15 protein-coding genes are annotated in these 16,595 nt (G+C 71.3%); 8 read left to right on the top strand and 7 right to left on the bottom strand.

Annotated features, from left to right (window positions below):
* Positions 1 to 255: 255 nt before the first annotated feature.
* From ACQPYK_RS13770 to ACQPYK_RS13760, 3 genes are all read right to left on the bottom strand, one after another.
* Complete coding sequence (locus tag ACQPYK_RS13770) at positions 256 to 1,314, bottom strand: threonine aldolase family protein (RefSeq protein WP_433254954.1); 1,059 nt, start codon at positions 1,312 to 1,314, stop codon at positions 256 to 258.
* A gap of 61 nt (positions 1,315 to 1,375) precedes the next feature.
* Positions 1,376 to 2,017 (bottom strand): SDR family NAD(P)-dependent oxidoreductase, encoded by a 642-nt coding sequence (locus ACQPYK_RS13765; protein WP_433254952.1) that lies wholly within the window; start codon positions 2,015 to 2,017, stop codon positions 1,376 to 1,378.
* Positions 2,014 to 4,083: a DUF6421 family protein gene (locus tag ACQPYK_RS13760; RefSeq protein WP_433254949.1), complete on the bottom strand. Its 2,070-nt coding sequence runs from the start codon at positions 4,081 to 4,083 to the stop codon at positions 2,014 to 2,016. The genes ACQPYK_RS13765 and ACQPYK_RS13760 overlap by 4 nt, the downstream gene beginning before the upstream one ends.
* Positions 4,084 to 4,235: 152 nt before the next feature.
* Here ACQPYK_RS13760 and ACQPYK_RS13755 point away from each other — a divergent pair, with 152 nt between their 5' ends.
* From ACQPYK_RS13755 to ACQPYK_RS13745, 3 genes are all read left to right on the top strand, one after another.
* On the top strand, positions 4,236 to 5,303 hold the full coding sequence (locus ACQPYK_RS13755; protein ID WP_433254946.1) for a sensor histidine kinase: 1,068 nt from the start codon (positions 4,236 to 4,238) through the stop codon (positions 5,301 to 5,303).
* Positions 5,304 to 5,305: 2 nt separating this feature from the next.
* Positions 5,306 to 5,974, top strand: coding sequence for a response regulator (locus tag ACQPYK_RS13750; RefSeq protein ID WP_433258788.1), 669 nt, complete (start codon positions 5,306 to 5,308; stop codon positions 5,972 to 5,974).
* 147 nt (positions 5,975 to 6,121) lie between these two features.
* Complete coding sequence (locus tag ACQPYK_RS13745; protein WP_433254943.1) at positions 6,122 to 7,825, top strand: carboxylesterase/lipase family protein; 1,704 nt, start codon at positions 6,122 to 6,124, stop codon at positions 7,823 to 7,825.
* Positions 7,826 to 7,974: 149 nt separating this feature from the next.
* On the opposite strand, the gene ACQPYK_RS13740 is transcribed toward ACQPYK_RS13745, so the two are convergent.
* Positions 7,975 to 8,217: a DUF397 domain-containing protein gene (locus tag ACQPYK_RS13740; protein ID WP_433254940.1), complete on the bottom strand. Its 243-nt coding sequence runs from the start codon at positions 8,215 to 8,217 to the stop codon at positions 7,975 to 7,977.
* Positions 8,218 to 8,707: 490 nt separating this feature from the next.
* Here ACQPYK_RS13740 and ACQPYK_RS13735 point away from each other — a divergent pair, with 490 nt between their 5' ends.
* From ACQPYK_RS13735 to ACQPYK_RS13715, 5 genes are all read left to right on the top strand, one after another.
* Entirely contained in the window at positions 8,708 to 9,553 is an 846-nt protein-coding gene (locus ACQPYK_RS13735; protein ID WP_433254937.1) for a class I SAM-dependent methyltransferase, read from the top strand.
* Positions 9,554 to 9,621: 68 nt separating this feature from the next.
* The gene (locus tag ACQPYK_RS13730; protein ID WP_433254935.1) at positions 9,622 to 10,287 is read left to right on the top strand and encodes a TetR/AcrR family transcriptional regulator; all 666 of its coding nucleotides are present in this window, start codon (positions 9,622 to 9,624) and stop codon (positions 10,285 to 10,287) included.
* Positions 10,288 to 10,551: 264 nt separating this feature from the next.
* Complete coding sequence (locus ACQPYK_RS13725) at positions 10,552 to 11,205, top strand: NAD(P)-dependent oxidoreductase (RefSeq protein WP_433254932.1); 654 nt, start codon at positions 10,552 to 10,554, stop codon at positions 11,203 to 11,205.
* Positions 11,206 to 11,375: 170 nt separating this feature from the next.
* On the top strand, positions 11,376 to 12,080 hold the full coding sequence (locus ACQPYK_RS13720) for a hypothetical protein (RefSeq protein ID WP_433254929.1): 705 nt from the start codon (positions 11,376 to 11,378) through the stop codon (positions 12,078 to 12,080).
* A 321-nt stretch (positions 12,081 to 12,401) separates the two neighbouring features.
* Positions 12,402 to 13,109, top strand: a complete 708-nt coding sequence (locus ACQPYK_RS13715; RefSeq protein WP_433254926.1) for a hypothetical protein — start codon at positions 12,402 to 12,404, stop codon at positions 13,107 to 13,109.
* Here the strand turns inward: ACQPYK_RS13715 and ACQPYK_RS13710 are convergent.
* The 3 genes from ACQPYK_RS13710 to ACQPYK_RS13700 form a co-directional block, all read right to left on the bottom strand.
* Positions 13,049 to 13,711, bottom strand: a complete 663-nt coding sequence (locus tag ACQPYK_RS13710) for a response regulator (RefSeq protein ID WP_433254923.1) — start codon at positions 13,709 to 13,711, stop codon at positions 13,049 to 13,051. The genes ACQPYK_RS13715 and ACQPYK_RS13710 overlap by 61 nt on opposite strands.
* A gap of 57 nt (positions 13,712 to 13,768) precedes the next feature.
* On the bottom strand, positions 13,769 to 14,905 hold the full coding sequence (locus ACQPYK_RS13705) for a sensor histidine kinase (protein ID WP_433254920.1): 1,137 nt from the start codon (positions 14,903 to 14,905) through the stop codon (positions 13,769 to 13,771).
* A 145-nt stretch (positions 14,906 to 15,050) separates the two neighbouring features.
* On the bottom strand, positions 15,051 to 16,592 hold the full coding sequence (locus ACQPYK_RS13700) for a serine/threonine-protein kinase (protein ID WP_433254917.1): 1,542 nt from the start codon (positions 16,590 to 16,592) through the stop codon (positions 15,051 to 15,053).
* Positions 16,593 to 16,595 lie beyond the last annotated feature (3 nt).

The raw sequence follows: 16,595 nt of genomic DNA, 5'->3' as shown, positions 1-16,595 counted from the left end.
CGATCGCCTTACGGGCCGTGGCCGGCAGGCCGGCGGTGCGCTCGGCGGCCTGCGCGGCGCCGGTGGGCTTGAAAGCCGAGAAGACGCGTTTGGTCATGGTCACTCCTTGGTGGAAGGGACCGCCGTGCGCCCGCGAGCCGCGCGCAACGCGAAACGGCCGCCGGTTCACGGCGGCCGTCTGGTTGCACAGTCCGGGCTGTTAGCGGGTCCGCCGATGGGCGGCCCGCCGAAGACCCGGACTGTGCTTGCTCATGCTCAGGAGTTCATCTCCTCCGCGATGGCGGCGGCGAAAGCGTCCACGTCGGCCTCGGTGGTGTCGAACGCGGTCATCCAGCGGACCTCGCCGGTGGCCTGGTTCCAGACGTAGAAGCGGAAGCGCTTCTGCAGGCGCTCGGTCACCTCCGGCGACAGGATCGCGAAGACCGCGTTGGCCTGCACCGGGCGCGGTACCTCGACGCCGGGGATCTCACGGACGGCGGCGGCCAGCCGCTGCGCCATGGCGTTGGCGTTGCGGGCGTTGCGCAGCCACAGGTCACCCGCGAGCAGCGCCTCGAACTGGACCGAGACGAACCGCATCTTGGAGGCGAGCTGCATCGAGCTCTTGCGCAGGTAGCGCAGGCCGCGTGCGGCGTCGGGGTTGAGCACCACGACGGCCTCGCCGAGCATCAGCCCGGCCTTGGTGCCGCCGAAGGACATCACGTCCACGCCCGCGTCCGTGGTGAACGCGCGCAGCGGCACGTCCAGGGCGGCCGCGGCGTTGGCGGCGCGGGCGCCGTCGAGGTAGACGTGCATGCCGAGCTGGTGGGCGTGGTCGCAGATCGCCTTGATCTCCCCCGGGGTGTAGAGGGTGCCCAGCTCGGTGCTCTGGGTGATCGAGACGACCTTGGGCTGGGCGCGGTGCTCGTCGCCGAAGCCCCACGCCTGCCGGTCGATCAGCTCGGGGGTGAGCTTGCCGTCCGGGGTGGGCACGGTCAGCAGCTTGAGCCCCGCCGACCGTTCCGGCGCCCCGCCCTCGTCGACGTGGATGTGCGCCGTCTCGGCGCAGACCACGGCCTCCCAGTGCGCGGTCATCGCGCGCAACGCCACCACGTTGGCGCCCGTGCCGTTGAACATCGGCCAGGCCTCGGCCGTGGGGCCGAAGTGCTTCTTGAAGACCTCCTGCAGCGCCCGGGTGTAGACGTCGTCGCCGTAGGAGATCTGGTGCCCCTCGTTGGCGAGCGCGATGGCCTGGAGGATCTCCGGGTGCACCCCGGCGTAGTTGTCACTGGCGAAGCCCTTCACCAGCGGGTCGTGCCTGCGAATCGCGTCCGTCACTTCTTCCCCTTGATGAGGCGGCCGGCGATGTGCGACCGGCCGCCGTTGGTGCCTGTCGCGCTCAGTCGCGCGTGAGATCCAGCCTGGTGCCGTTGACGTCGGTGTCCCAGAGGCCGTCGATCGCCCCGGCGAGGTCGTCGACGTCGGTGAAGCCCGGGAACGTCCGCTCCGGGCTGGCCGCGCGCATGGCCTCGTTCACCAGCGCCTTGACCACCAGGATGTTCGCCGTCGCGTTCGTGCCCTCCAGGGCGTCGGCGAAGGCCAGGGTCCAGGCTTCGGCGGCGGCCTTGGCGGTGCCGTAGGCCGCGTTGCCCTGGGTGGGGCGCTCGGCCGCCTTGGCGGAGACGATGGCGAAGCGGCCCCGATCGCTCGCCTTGAGCAACGGCTCGAAGGCGAGCGTGACGTGCTGGAGGGTGCGCACGAGCAGGTCGTGCAGCAGGTTCCAGTCTTCCAGCTTGGTCTCGGCGAAGGTCTTGGAGCCACGCCAGCCGCCGACCAGGTGCACGATCCCGTCCACCCTGCCGTGCTCGGCCTGGATGTCGTGGGCGAGCTTCCGCACGGCGTCGAAGTCGAGCAGGTCGACCGGGAGCGTCCCGTCGGCGCCGGACCTGTCGACGCCGATGACCGTGTGCCCCTTGTCCGTGAAGCGGCGGACGACGGCCTGGCCCGCGGGGCCCGCCGCGCCGGCAACAACAATGATCATGCTCGGATCCCCTTCGTGGACTCGACGACATCGCCGAGCTTACGACGCAGGGCCTCGTAGAACATGCTCAGGGGGAACTCGTCGGGCAGCACCGCGTCCACCACGGCCTTGGGGAAGCCCTCGACCGGCAGCGCGTCCACGCCGCGGTTCCAGACCGAGGCGGGGTGCGGTTCCACGTAGGCCGCGACAAGCTGGTGCGCGGCCAGCCAGTGGGCCAGCTTGGAGCGGTCGATGCCGTCGCGGTAGAGCTTCTCCACCTCGGCGCGCAGGTCCGCGACACCGTCGGCCAACCGGGTCCAGTCGACGCTCAGCCGGTTGTCGGTCCACCGGACGATGTCGTTGCGGTGCAGGTAGGCGAACAGGAGCTGACCGCCGAGGCCGTCGTAGTTGCGAACCCGGTCACCGGTGATCGGGAAGCGGAAGAGCCGGTCGAAGAGGATCGCGAGCTGGACGTAGCGGGCGTGCGGCACGCCCTCCTTCTCCAGCTTCACGGCCTCGCCGAACGCGGTGAGGTCGCAGCGGAGCTCCTCGAGGGAGTAGAGCCAGTACGGCATGCGCTGCTTGATCATGAACGGGTCGAACGGCAGGTCGCCGTGGCTGTGGGTGCGGTCGTGGACCAGGTCCCAAAGCACGAAGGTGTCCTGGGCCAGCTCCTGCGACTCGATCAGCCGGGCGGCGTCCGGCGGCAGCGCCAGCTTGAGCGTCGCCGCGGCGGCCCTGCTCACCGCCCGGAACCGGGCGGCCTCGCGGTCGCAGAAGATACCGCCCCAGGTGAAGCGGGACGGGGTCTGCCGGACGGCGACGGTCTCGGGGAAGAGCACCGCGGAGTTGGTGTCGTAGCCGGAGGTGAAGTCCTCGAAGGCGATCGGCACGAACAGCGGGTTGTCGTAGCGGGTGTTCTCCAGCTCGGCCAGCCACTCGGGCCAGACGGTGCGGATCCAGACGGCCTCGATGTAGCGGAAGGTGGTGCCGTTCTGGGTGTACATCGGGAAGACGACCAGGTGCTCCAGGCCGTCCACCCGCTGGGTGTCGGGGTGGAAGGCGTTGAGGGAGTCCAGGAAGTCGGGCACGCCCAGACCCTGCTCGACCCACTTGCGGAAGTCGGCGACGACGGCGGCCAGGTAGGCCTCGTCGTGCGGGAAGCGCGGGGTGAGGCCGTCGATGTGGTCGACGATGTCGGAGATCAGCACCACCGCCCGGTCGCGGTCGCCCTCGATCGAGCCGTCCTTGGCCTGGAGCGGCTTGAGCGCCTCCACGGCCTCCTTGAGTCCCCGGAAGGCGGCGAGCGCCTCCGACTCCCCGGCGGCCGTCGCCGGGGCGGGGACGCGCGCGGCCCAGGTGACGAGGTTGCCCCAGAGCGCGGCGTGGTCGTAGTCGCCGATGGAGTCGTCGCCGAACAGGTCGGAGTCGGCGACCACCACGACGCGGCCCCGGCCGTGCCGTACGGCCACGGCCAGCGGCCTACCTGCGGGGTCGGCGGTGGGCGACGTCCGGAACAGGACGGTCGCGTCGTCGGGGGCGACGAGGACCCCGGCGCGGTAGAAGCACGCGCGGCGGGCTCCGGCGAGGAGGTCCTGCTCGCCGGTGTCGCCGGGGGAACCCAGGACCCAGGAGGCCACGCCGTTGTGGGCGCTCCTGGGGTCCTGGACGGTGGTGTGCTCGACGCCGACGCCGAAGCGGGCGAGGAGCTCGTCGAGGTTGCTGCCGTACTTCTCCTGCTCGCACTCGGCCAGGACGATCAGGCCTCCGCCGTCGGCGACATAGGCCTCGATCGCGTCGATCTCCTCCACGGGCAGGACGGGGCTGCCCAGGCCGGTGGTGCGCTCCCAGCGGTCGGCCGAGGGGTGCGCGATCACGAAGACGTCGTTCGGGGTCAGCAGGCCGGGGGTGACCGGGCCCTCGGTGTGCGCGGCCACGGTGTGGCCGAGGCGGCGCAGCAGGTCCGCGGCACGCGCGTAGCTGTTGTCGTCGGGATGCCCCGGATTCATCGTCTCGGCCACGTCCCGCCGGATGGTCCACGACTCGTTATGCGCCTCGTCGAAGAGCACGCGGGGGAAAGCTCGCACGATAAATCCTCCCTCAGATGACACCCAATGACGGAAAATATACACAATATGTCCCGATATTGACACATCCCTTATGGCGTAGCCCGCCTGGACCCGACCGGAACGGCGACCGGCCCGGCACTGGGCCCGCGAAGGCGCGAGATCCTCTCCTCATGACCGGGAGATCCAGGGACGCCCTGTTCGACGCGGTGATCACCACCGGTGTGTGCGCCGCCACGGTGCTGCCGCTCGCCGGTGCGCCGTGGCGGGTCGTCGTGGTCGCCGTCCTGGCGTCGGCACCGGTGTTCTGGCGGCGCCGGGCGCCCCTGACCGTGATGCTCGTCGTAGGCCTGGCGACCACCGCGCTGGCGCTGCTGGAGGCGGTGCCGCGCCTGCCGTACGGGGCGCTGGTATGCGTGTACACGCTGGCGGTGCTGAGCCCGCCGGTGCTGCTGGGGCTGGCCGTCGCGATCACCGCCGCCGGAGTGGTCGTCTCCTTCGTCATCCCGCGCGAGGCGCTGGCCGACTTCGGTTTCGTGAGCGCGGCCTACGTCGTCGCGGTCGCGCTGGGCATGAGCGCCAGGGCCCATCGCGCGCAGGTCGCCACGCTGCGGGAGCGGGCGCGCAGGCAGGAAGAAGAGGCGGCGGCCCGCGAACGCCTGGCCATCGCCCGCGACATGCACGACATCCTGACGCACTCGGTCGGCATCATGGTCGTCCAGGCGGAGGCGGGCCCGCTGGTGATGCGGACCGACCCCGCCCGTGCCGAGGCCGCCTTCGACGCGATCGCCGAGACGGGCAGGGGCGCGATCGTCCAGCTGAGGCGCGTCCTGGGCACGTTGCGCTCCGGAGACGGAGCCCGGCCGGGCGTCGACTCGCTGCCGGACCTCATCGCGCGGTCCCGGCGGACCGGGCTGGAGGTGCGCCTGGAGGAGGAGGGGCGGCGCAGGGCGCTGCCCGCCGACGTCGACGTCGCGCTCTACCGCGTCGTCCAGGAGTCGCTCACGAACACGATCAAGCACGCGGTCGCTCGCGAGGTGCTGGTACGGCTGCGCTGGGCCGACACCACGCTGCGGTTGGAGGTGAGCGACGACGGCCGCGGCCCACAGCCCGGCGGATCCGGAGGACATGGCATGATCGGCATGCGAGAACGGGTGCTGGCCTGCGGCGGGACCCTGCGCGCCGGACCCGGGCCCGCCGGAGCGGGATTCGCCGTGTTCGCGACCTTCCCGATTGGATGACCATGCTTCGCGTCCTCATTGCCGACGATCAGGACCTGTTCCGCGGCGGCTTCGCCATGATCCTCAACGCGCAGCCCGACATCGAAGTCGTGGGTGAGGCCGCAGACGGCGCCGAGGCCGTCCGCGCGGCGCTCGAACTGCGCCCCGACCTGGTGCTCATGGACATTCAGATGCCGAACCTGGACGGCGTGGCGGCCACGGCGCGCATCTGCGCCGAGACGAACGCCAAGGTGCTGGTCCTGACCATGTTCGACATCGACGAATACGTCTACGGCGCACTGCGCGCGGGGGCCGGCGGTTTCCTGCTCAAGGACGTCCGCCGCGACGAGCTGGTCGAGGCGGTCCGGCTGGTCGCCGCCGGGGAGGCGCTGCTCGCGCCCACGGCGACCCGGCGGCTCATCGAGCACCTGATCGGCAGCGGGCACCCCGTACCGCGCCTGGCGGCCCGTCTCGGAGAGCTGACCGCCAGGGAGACCGACACGTTGCGACTGGTCGCCCGGGGCCTGTCCAACATCGAGATCGCGGCGGAGCTGTTCGTCAGCGAGCACACGGTCAAGACGCACGTCAGCAACCTGCTGACGAAGCTGGGCATGCGCGACCGCGCGCAGGCCGTCGTCTTCGCCTACGAGTCGGGCCTGGTCGTCGCGGGATCGGGCCCGCAGGTGCGGTGAGGCGGCCCTTCGGGGATCGGGGCGGCCCGGCCGCCGGAATCTAGTCCCCGGGAGGGAAGCGGGACTCACTCCGTGCGGCGATCCGCCGGGCGGGACGCGAGGACGACCATCGAGGCAACCGATACGAGGAAGCCGATGATGTCCACCATGTCCCGCGCCACATTCCGCGCCATGCCCCGTGCCGCGTCCCGCGCCACATTCCGCGCCATGCCCCGCGCCGTATCCCGCGCCACATTCCGCGCCACCGCCGTCGTGTCACTGGCGGCGGCACTGGCGCTCGGCGGTTGCGCCGGGAGATCCACCGCGCAGGCGACCGGCCCGTCCGGTACGGCCTGCACCACCACCACTTCGCTCGGTGCCGTCGAAGGCAGGACGGAGAAGGGGATCTGCGCCTTCCGCGGCATCCCGTACGCCGACGCACCGACCGGGAAACAGCGGTTCAAACCGCCGCGGCCGGCCGGCGCCTGGCGCGGAACCCTGAAGGCCACCGACGGGACGCGAGTGTGCCCGCAGTTCCCGGACCGTCAGGGAGAGGAGTATCCCGATGGCAGGAAGGTCTACACCGACGAGGACTGCCTGTACCTGAACGTCTGGACGCCGAAGGCGGATCACGGCAGGCGACCGGTGATCGTCTTCATCCATGGCGGCGCGGCCACGTTCGGCACGGGCAACGAGGCCAGATACGCCGGAACGACCCTCGCCGCCAAGGGGGACGCGGTCGTCGTCAGCCTCAACTACCGGCTCGGCGTGCTCGGCTGGACCGAGCTCGGCGGGCTCGACCCGGCCTACCGGGGATCGGGCAACAATGGCCTGCGCGACCAGATGACCGCCCTGGCGTGGGTCCGTGAGCACGTCGCCGACTTCGGCGGCGACCCGGGGAACGTGACCGCCGTCGGCGAGTCCGAAGGAGCCTTCTCCATCGGCGCGATGCTCGGCACCGACCACCCGGAGCGGCTGTTCCGCCGGGTGATCCTGCAGAGCGGCACCGGATACATGGCGCACTCGGCCTCGCTGAGCGCCAAGCTCACCCCGCGCGGCCTCGACCTGCCGGCGCTGCGCTCGATGAGCACTCAGGAGATCCTCCGGCTCCAGGAGAAACTACTGGGAGCCCTGCCGGGCGCGGCGGCGAGGGCCGTCTACTTCGGCCCGGCGATCGACGGCGAGCTGGTCCGCGGACCGGTTCTCCAGCGGGTCGCGGCGGGCCACGCCAGGGGCATCGACATCATCGCCGGCTCCAATCGCGATGAGATGCGCTACTTCGCCCAGTTCGATCCGTCGGTGCTGAAGATGACCCTGCGCGAGTACGGCGCGTTCTTCCCCCGGGAGCTCGGCAAGCGGCGGCAGCACATGATCGCGGCCTATCGGGCGGGACGGCCCGGAGCGTCGGAGAGCGACATCGCACTGGCCATGCTGACCGACCAGGGCCTGCGGGTGCCCGCCACCAGGCTCGCCGAGGCGCAGAGCCGCTGGGCGAAGACCTACCTCTACCGGTTCGACTGGGAACCTGGCAACGACAGGAGCCTCGGGGCGATCCACACCGCCGAACTGCCTTTCATGTTCGGCACGCTGCGCTTCGTCGGCGTTCCGGGCGGCCAGGAGGCCCTGCGCGCCGACCGTGCCCGCGTGAGCGGCCTGTCGGACCAGATGGTGGAGGCGTGGACCTCCTTCGCCAGGACCGGCGACCCGAACGCGGGCCGTACCGTCAGCAGGCCCGCGTGGCCGCGCCACACCCCGGCCGAGCGGCGGACGATGATCTGGGACACCCCGGCGAAGGTCGTCGACGCTCCGCGCGAGAAGGAGCGCGCGCTGTGGGACGGCTTCGGCTTCCCCGGCCTCGACCTCAACCTCTGAGAATCTCGGCCGACCTCCGAGAACCCCGGTCTCGACCACCGAGAACCCCGGCCTCCGAGAACCGGGACGACCCGTGAGCGGTCCGGCCCCGGCGGCTGTTCGCCGCGGGGCCGGACCTTTTCGTACGGAGGACGGGGGCCGTCATCCGGTCAGACCGTGTCGTCGGCGCGGACCCAGCGGGTGAAGGCGGCCCACTCCCCCTGGGTGAACACCAGCGCCGGCTGGGTGAACACCAGCGCCGGACCCGCCCGGTCCTTGCCGTCGCGGACCCCGACCCGCCCATCCGGCAGCTTCGCGACCTCCACGCACTCACCACCGTTGCCACCGGAGAAGCCGTTGCCACCGGAGAAGGGGGACTTCACCCACACAGCCTCGTTCAGCTCCCGGTCCATCGTTCCCTCATCTCCTCGATCAGCTCCAGCGACATCCGCCAAGGGAGCGCCTCCGCTCTGATCGCCTCGTATTCGGTCATGATGTCCGCTCGGTGCGTATTCTCACGACCGCCCGGCAGGAAAGGGCGTCGAGGCGGAGATGCAGGTCGGTGTGCCGGGGGGGCGTACCTGATCTCGGTCATGTCCGCCTGCCATGACCGGCCTTCGTGATAGCCGATCCATGAATGCCGGCTCTGTGAGAGTTCGTGAAGTACGTACCCGTGCTTGCCCGGGCCCGGTTCATCCCACGGCGGCGTCTGCATTCGATCATCCTGCATCGGCGACGGGGACCGGCGTCCCCGTCGATGACAGCTGATCACCTCTCTGCCCGGTTGACGGTCCTCCCCTCATCCCTCATTATGAACATACGTTCATGAACATACGTTCATAACACGAGCCGTACGGACACGCGGGCGTGGCCGTACGACCGCGTCCGGCGAGAGGAAGATCGATGAGTTCCATCGTCAACACCGAGCAGGCCGACGCCTGGAACGGCTACGAAGGCAGCCATTGGGCCGACCACCAGGACCGCTACGACGCCGTGAACAGCGGGTTCAACGACCGTCTGCTCGCGGCGGCCGCCGTGGGCGAGCGGGACCGGGTGCTCGACGTCGGCTGCGGAAACGGGCAGGTGACCCGGCTGGCCGCCCGGCGGGCACGGCTCGGGCACGCCACCGGGATCGACCTGTCGGCGCCCATGCTCCAGCGGGCGCGTGCCAGCGCGGCCGGCGAAGGCGTCGCCAACGTGACCTTCGAACAGGGAGACGCCCAGATCCACCCCTTCCCCACCGCCGGCTTCGACGTGGCCGTCAGCCGTTTCGGGATCATGTTCTTCGCCGACCCGGTGGCCGCGTTCGCCAACATCGGCCGCGCGCTGCGGCCGGGCGGTCGCCTGGCCTTCCTGTCCATGCGCGAGATGGGCGACAACGACCTGGGCCCCGTCTTCGCGGCGATGGCCGAACACCTCCCGTTCAGGCCCGCCACCACCAGTCCCGGCGCTCCCGGACCGGAGTCGCTGGCCGACCCGGACCGCATCCGCGAGGTGCTCGGCGACGCGGGCTTCGACGCGGTGACCCCGGTGCCCGTCGACGCGCCCCAGATGTGGGGCCGGGACGCCGCGGACGCGGCCGGGTTCCTCGGCGCCTGGGGACCGGTCCGCTTCGTGCTCGACCAGGTCGATCCGGCATCCGCCGCCCGTGCCCGTGGCGCGCTCACGACGGCGCTGCGGACCTACGAGGAGCCCGGCGCCGTACGGCTGCGCGGCGCCGCCTGGCTGGTCACCGCCACCCGCCCCTGACCCGCCCGCCGGTCGCCGTCCGCCCCTGCGGCAGCGGCCGGCCACAGCGGTCAATACGATGCGACGTGATGTCACCGAGAAAAGCAGCCGCCCTGCGTGACGGCGCTCAGAGCCTGCGCGAGCACCTGATCGCCGCCGCCGAACGCCTCATATCCCAGCGCGGCACCGCCGGGCTCACCGTGCGCGACATCGCCCGCGAGGCCCAGGTCGCCGACGGCGTGCTCTACAACCACTTCACGGGCAAGGAGGAGCTTCTCGCGCTCGCCCTGCACGCCCATGTCCGAAGCGTCGAACGCGAGCTGGGCGAGCTGCCCTCCAGGGCGGGCGCCGGGACCGTCGAGGACAACCTGCGCGCCTACATCACCCACGGCCTGGCGCTGCACGCCGCGATCCTGCCCGCCTTCGCGGGCCTGCTCTCCCGGCCCGAGGTGCTCACCCTGTTCGCCGGCATGCCCAACCCCGTCGGGAACGGGCTCGGACTTCGCACGGCCCTCACCGACTACCTGCGCGCCGAACAGGACCTCGGCCGCCTCGCCCCGGAGGCCGGCGCCGAGGCCGCCGCCACGATGATCGTCGGTGCCTGCCACGAGCTGGTCCTGCCCCATCTGCTGTGGGGCCGGGAACCGGCCGCGTTCGAGATTCCGCCCGGCTATGTGGACGATCTGATCACCACCGTCATGAACGGCATCGCCCCGGCCCGGACCTCCCGAGAGCCGGACCGGGAGCCGAGCTGAAAGCCAGGCCGGAAGCCGAGCCGGGAGCCGGGCTGAAAGCCAGGCCGGAGCCGGATCGGCGGGCGCCGCGAAGCCGCCCCTCCGGAGACGGCCCGCCGATCCGCACGACCGCCCGAGGACCGCCTCCGGCCGCCGCACGACACCTGCGCGGCGGAGAAGGCGCAGGTCAGGGTAACTATCGTTGCGGGAACCCACACCCGGCGGCTTACCGTCTCGACATCGGCCGGTGATCCCCCACCGGCCCCGTCGAACGGAGCATCCGTGATGAGCAGAATCGTGGTTTTCGGCGCCGGTGGGCGGGCCGGCCGACGGGTGGTCGCCGAGGCCGTCACCCGCGGCCACCAGGTCACCGCAGTCGTGCGGGACCCGGCCCGGTACGAGGGACCCACCGGTGACGGTGTGACGGTCGTGACCGGCGACGTCACTCGAGCCGACAGCGTGGCGGCGGTCGCCGCCGGGCACGACGCGGCGGTCAACGCCGCCGCCCGCCTCGATGTGTCGGCGCAGGAGTTCTACGTGAGCGCGGCGCACGCCCTGCTCGACGGCCTGGCGAAGGCCGGTGTCGGCCGGCTGCTGGTGATCGGCATCGGCACCACGCTGGAGGCCGCGCCGGGCGTGCGGATCCTGGACATGCCCGGCCTTCCGGAGGAGGCCCGGGACTTCTCCCTCGGGCACGCGGCGGAGCTCGACATCCTTCGCGCGGCGGACAGCGCGATCGACTGGCTGGTGGTCACTCCGCCGCCGGCGTTCCTCGACGCCGACGCCCCGCGGACCGGCAGATACCGGATCGGCGGCGAGCAGGTGCTGCCCGAGGGCGAGGGGGCGGCCCCGCTGCCCTACGCCGACCTCGCGGTGGCCCTGCTCGACGAGATCGACGCCCCCAAACACCACCGGACCCAGGTCGCCGTGGCGCCCTGAACCGACGGCGATCCCCCGCTGGACTCGCGGGGCTCGTCGATCGCGGAGTTCGCGGCACGTCCCGCTTACCCCGCGAGGCGGACACCCGATCCGTCCGAGGACGGACGACCGGACCGAGGCCGGCGACCTACCTTGCTGTGCGACAGCCCCCGCACAGCAAGGAAACCCTCATGTTCAAGGACTCCGCCGACTTCAGGCGCGTGGCCTCCGGCACGCTGCTGATCGTCGCCCCCCTCCTCCAGGCCGTCGCCGTCGTCCTCGACCCGGGCACCTGGGGCGACGACCGCGAGGCGGTCAGCTACGGCGCCAACCCGGTTCTCGCCCAGGTCGAGTCGGTCATGTATCACTGGGCCTACCTGCTGATGGCCCTGGCGTCCATCGGCCTGCTGCACGTGATGCGCCGCCGCGCCGTGGTCTTCGGGCACATCGTGGGCCCGCTGACCGTCCTGGGCTACATCAACCTGTCGGGCCTGCTCATGAGCGACCCGGTGGAGTGGTGGCTCGGGCAGCACAACAAGCCCGAGGAGGCGACCCGGATCCTCGACGAGATGCTGAACCTGCCCGGCGTCGTCTTCGGCTTCCAGATGCCGTGGCTCTTCTTCGCCATCTTCGGCCTGCCCATCCTGCTGGTCGGCGTCTGGCGGGCCGGGTTCGCGCACTGGTGGGTCCCGCTCGTGGTCGGCATCGGCTACGGCGCCTCGCTGGCGATCCCCTACGGCCCGGCGACCGTCGCGATGTGGGCCGTCCCGGCGGTCGCGCTGGGATCGCTCGGCCTGAAGATGCTCCGGATGAGCCGCGAGGAGTGGATCTCCTTCTACCCGGCGGCGGCCCCCGCCCCGGTCGCGTCCGGCTTCCCCGCCGGCACCGCCGTCTGACCCTGGCCCGCTCGTCGAGCCCCCGGAGCCGCGCTCGCCCATCTCGGCGGCGACGGATCTTCCGGGGGCGCTCGCCCGTTCCCGGAGGCGGCGGATCCTCCAGGGGGCGCGCTCAACCCGTACGGGGGACGGCGAATCCGCCCAGGGGGCGCGCTCAGCCCGCACGGGGACGGCGGATCCTCCCGGGGGGCGTGCTTAGCCCGCACGGGGGACGGCGAATCCGCCCGGGGGCGGACGTCCCGAGCCGGGACGGCGGCCTACCGTCTCGGCCACGGCTCGCCCCGCGAGCCCCGGCCACAGGTTCGCCCGCAAGGAGATCCCATGTTCTTCCAGAGTTCCGCGGCCTTCCGGCGCATCGCTTCCGGGGTGCTGCTGATCACCGCCCCACTGCTCCAGGCCGTCGCCGTAGTCGTCGATCCGGGCACCTGGGGCGACGACCGCGAGGCGGTCGGCTACGGCGCCAACCCGGTCCTCGCCCAGCTCGAATCGGCGATGTACCACTGGAGCTGGATGCTGATGGCCGTGGCCGCGTTCGGCCTGCTGCACGTGGTCCGGCGCCGCTCGGTCGTCATCGGCCACATCGGCGGGGCCATGTCGGTCGTCGGCTACATCGCCGTGTCGGCCCTGCTGCTCACCGACCCCGTGGAGTGGTGGCTGGGACAGCGCTTCACGCCGGAGCAGGCCCAGCGCCACCTCGACGAGATGATGAACCTGCCCGGCGTGGTGTTCGGCTTCCAGATGCCCTGGATCTTCTTCGCCTGGGTCGGGCTCCCGCTGCTCACCTTCGCCGTCTGGCGGGCGGGAGCCGCACACTGGCTGGTCCCGCTCACGGTGACCGTCGGCTACGTCGGGGCGATCCCGGTGCCGTACGGCCCGGCGACCATCGCCTTCTGGGCGGCGCCGGTGATCGGGCTCGGCTCGGTCGGCGTGCGGTTCCTGCGGATGAGCGACGAGGAGTGGATCTCCTACTACCCGACCGCCGCCCCCGGCCGGACGACGCCCGACTCGTACGCGAACACCACGGCCTGAGCCCGGTCCCGCAGATGCAGCTTCATGAGCACCCGCGCCACGTGGGTCTTGACCGTGGCCTCTCCGACGAACAACTCGCCCGCGATCTCGGCGTTGGTCAGGCCGCGGGCCAGGAAGCGCAGCACCTCCAGCTCGCGTGGGGTGAGGTCGGCGAGCTGCGGCGGGGGCGTGGGATCGTGGCGGCCGGCGAAGGAGGCGATGACCCGGGTGGTGACGGCGGGGTCGAGCAGGGCGTCGCCGCCGACGACGACGCGGATGGCCTCCACCAGCTGCTCGGGCGGCGACACCTTCAGCAGGAACCCGCTGGTCCCGGCGCGGAGCGCGGCGTAGAGGTTCTCGTCGGTGTCGAAGGTGGTGAGCATGACGACCTTCGGCGGGTCCGGCCAGTCGAGCAGTTGCCTGGCCGCGGTGAGGCCGTCCATGCGCGGCATCGAGATGTCCATCAGCACGATGTCCGGGCGGGTACGGCGGGCCACGGCGACGGCCTCCAGCCCGTCGGCCGCCTCCCCCACCACCTCCATGCCGGTCTCGCTCTCCACGACGAGCTTCAGCCCGGCTCGGACCATCGCCTGGTCGTCGGCGATCACGATGCGGATGTTCACTTCTTCTCCTCGCCCAGTGGGTCTCCGACTCGTGCAGGGGGGCGCCGTGTCATCGGCTCATCCGATCCGGCCATCGGCGAGCACCTCCTGGGAGATCGGCAGGGACGCGTGAACGCGGAACCCGCCCCCGGGACGGGGGCCCGCCTCGAAGACGCCGCCGAACAGCGCGGCGCGCTCGCGCATGCCGATGAGCCCGTTGCCCGTCGACAGCCCGGACGAGGCCTTGCCGCCACCGTCCAGGACCTCCAGCTCCACCGCGTTCGCGCGGTAGGAGATCGTGATCCGGATCTCGGACTCGCCCGCGTGCTTGACCGCGTTGGTCAGGGCCTCCTGCACGATGCGGTAGGCGGACAGGTCCAGTCCGGGCGCGAGCCGTACCGGCTCGCCGACGACGTCCAGCGCGATCCGCAGGCCGGAGGAGACGAGCGTGCTCACCGTGCCGGACAGCAGGTCCAGGCCGGGTTGCGGGATGGCCTCGTCGAGCGGCATGCGCAGCGCGCCGAGCATGACGCGCAGCTCCTCGACCGCCTCGCGGCCCATCCTCTCGATGCCGAGGAGCACCTCGTTCTCCCCGCCCTGCATACGGCGGAGCACACCGGCCTGCATCACCATCATGCTGACGCTGTGCGCGACCACGTCGTGCAGCTCGCGGGCGATGCGGACCCGCTCCTCGGCGACGGCCTCGACCGCCTGGCGTTCCCTGTCACGTTCCATCTGCTCGGCGTGCTCGGCCAGCCGGCGGGCTCGCACGGCGTAGGCGTGCACGCCGAGGCCGCTGAGATAGGCCGCGCCGAAGACGACGGTCAGGAAGATGACCTCGTCGAAGGGCAACCAGCGGTGGTCGACGGCGCCGGAGTCGAAGACCAGCACGCCGGTCACGGCCCAGGCGAGGCCCGGCCTGAACGGGAGCTCGGCGGCGACCGTGTGGAAGACGATGAGCAGGGAGGCCAGCTGCCAGGTCTGGCAGTGCTCGTAGCCCTGTCGGTGCCAGGCGTACTGGGCGAGGATCATCAGGATGTAGACGGCGACCGGCGCCTTACGGCGGAACCACACCAGCACGCCGGTGACGAGCGCCTGGCCGATCCACCACAGTTCGGGGGTCTCGGTCGCGCCGTAGTCGGTCGCGACGGTGAACGCCTCCAGCGTGCCGAGGGCGACGATCGCGCATCCGATGAGCAGATCGACTTTCGACACCGTGCGAAGGTGCCGGGTGAACGACACCGTGCGGCGGTGTCGAACAAGGGGGAAGGGGACCGCCATGCCGGGAGACTAAACCCTCATGCCCTCTATGCATATAGGACAAAACGCCCAAGCAAGCCGGTTGCAAGTGGGCCACAAGTCATGACGTCTGGAAGGACACGCTCCGCACGAGGCGGTTGGCCACCGCGTCGTCGCACCCGCCGGGAGCACAGAAGTAGATCATAAGCGCGGGTTCGTCCGGTCGTTCCACGGCCCACCCGGTGAATTCGAGCTTGCCGCCGCGCTGCGGATCCGTGATCGATCCTTCCAGCCGCACGGCGGGCTTGCCTCCCACCAGCACCTGGACCACCTCGGAGTAGACGCTGACGGTGCCGGGCAGCGAGGACTGCAGGGTCTCCTGGAGCTGCTGCGCGCCGCCCCGGGGATCGAGGGTGTCCAGGGTCTGCGCGTAGACGCCGGTGGCCTGCTCCGGCGCGTCCTTGATGATCTCGTTGACGGCCGCCCAGTCGGCGGTGACCGGCGTGCCGAACAGCGCGTCGAACTCTCCCGCCTTCGGCGAGGCCACCACGAACACGTCCGCGTGCGGGCGCGGGGTCCAGTCACCGGGATGCTCGAAGGCGATCGGCACGGCGGCCGAGCCCGCGTAGGGGACCCAGGCGTCACCGCCCCGCAGGACCGTCGCGAGCAGCGCCACCAGCGCGACGATCGCCGCGATCGCCACCCCGGCGCCGATGAGGATGCCCCTGCCACCGGTCCGGGACCTCCCCTCCTCCCGCGCCGGCTCCCCCGGCACCGGCCGGGCTTGTGCGGCGGTGTCGCGGACGAGCTGGTAGGACTGGCCGCTGATCGCGTCGCGGAGCTCGGCGACGAACCGCGTGCAGGTGTCGTAGCGCTGTTCGGGCGACTTGGCCAGCGCCCGCGCCATGACCTCGTCGACCTCCGTGGGGAGCTCGGGCCGCAGCGCGCTGAGCGGGGTGGGCGCCTCGGCCAGGTGCGCCCAGAGCAGGGCGATCTCGTTGTCGCGCTGGAACGGCAGCCGCCCGGCGAGCGCCTCGTAGACCACGCATGCCAGGCCGTACTGGTCGCAGCGACCGTCGATGTGCTCCTTGTTGATCTGCTCGGGGGACATGTAGCGGGGAGTGCCGATGAACTGGTCGGTCTGGGTCAGCCCGGAGATCGAGGTGCGGTGTTTGGTGATGCCGAAATCGGTGAGGTAGGCGTGATCTCCCTCGGTGTGACCGGCGATCAGGATGTTGGCGGGTTTGACGTCGCGGTGGATCAGGTCGTGGGCGTGCGCGGTGTCCAGCGCGGCGGCCACCTGGGCGAAGATCCGGTTGACCTGGCTGACCTGCATCGGCCCCCGGTCGTAGAAGAGGCGGCGCAGGTCGGGGCCGTCGACGTAGCGCATCGCGATGTAGAGCGTGCCGTCGGCGGCGGAGTCGGCCTCGTAGATCGGGATGATGTTGGGGTGGTCGATGCTCGCGACCGTCCGCGACTCCAGGACGAAGCGCTGGCGGAAGCGGTCGTCCTCGCCCAGCAGCGGATTGAGGATCTTCAACGCCACCCGGCGGTTGAGCCGGGAGTCCACCGCGAGGTAGACCACGGCCATGCCGCCTTTGCCGATGATGTCCTCGACGTGGTAACCGGCCACCTCCTGGCCGATCAGCGCTCTCTCGTTCACGGC

The sequence above is a fragment of the Streptosporangium sp. CA-135522 genome, from assembly GCF_050949235.1.
Taxonomy (GTDB): Bacteria; Actinomycetota; Actinomycetes; order Streptosporangiales; family Streptosporangiaceae; genus Streptosporangium.
This window is presented reverse-complemented; position numbering and strand designations above follow the sequence as displayed.